The 610-nt window shown below is 58.5% G+C and carries 1 protein-coding gene; it reads right to left on the bottom strand.

All coding sequences use genetic code 11. The features are described from left to right. The coding region (locus tag J3U71_RS11590; protein WP_267394652.1) for a hypothetical protein at positions 1-610 on the bottom strand (610 nt) is incomplete at both ends.

Here is a 610-nt window from a genome sequence, read left to right as displayed (position 1 = left end):
GCCGGAACCGTTGGAACCGGAGCCATTGCTGCCGGAACCGTTGGAACCGGAGCCATTGGAGCCTGAGCCGTTGGAGCCGGAACCATTGCTGCCGGAACCATTAGAACCTGAGCCATTGGAGCCGGAACCATTGCTACCTGAGCCGTTAGAACCGGAGCCATTAGAACCGGAACCATTGCTACCTGAGCCGTTAGAACCGGAACCATTGCTGCCTGAGCCGTTTGATCCTGAGCCATTGCTGCCAGAACCATTAGAACCTGAGCCATTGGAGCCTGAGCCGTTGCTACCGGAGCCATTAGAACCTGAACCATTGCTGCCGGAGCCGTTGGATCCTGAGCCATTGGAGCCGGAACCATTGGAGCCGGAACCGTTGCTGCCGGAACCGTTGCTGCCTGAACCGTTGGATCCTGAGCCATTGCTGCCGGAACCGTTGGAGCCGGAACCGTTTGAACCTGAGCCATTGGAGCCGGAACCATTAGAACCTGAACCATTGCTGCCGGAACCATTAGAACCTGAGCCATTGCTGCCGGAACCGTTGGAACCGGAGCCATTGCTGCCGGAACCGTTGGAACCGGAGCCATTGGAGCCTGAGCCGTTGGAGCCGGAACCA

It is taken from the genome of Lactobacillus sp. B4015, assembly GCF_026536055.1.
Classification (GTDB): Bacteria; Bacillota; Bacilli; order Lactobacillales; family Lactobacillaceae; genus Lactobacillus; species Lactobacillus panisapium.
Note: the sequence above shows the minus strand (reverse complement) of the source record. Positions and strands in the feature narration are given on the sequence as shown.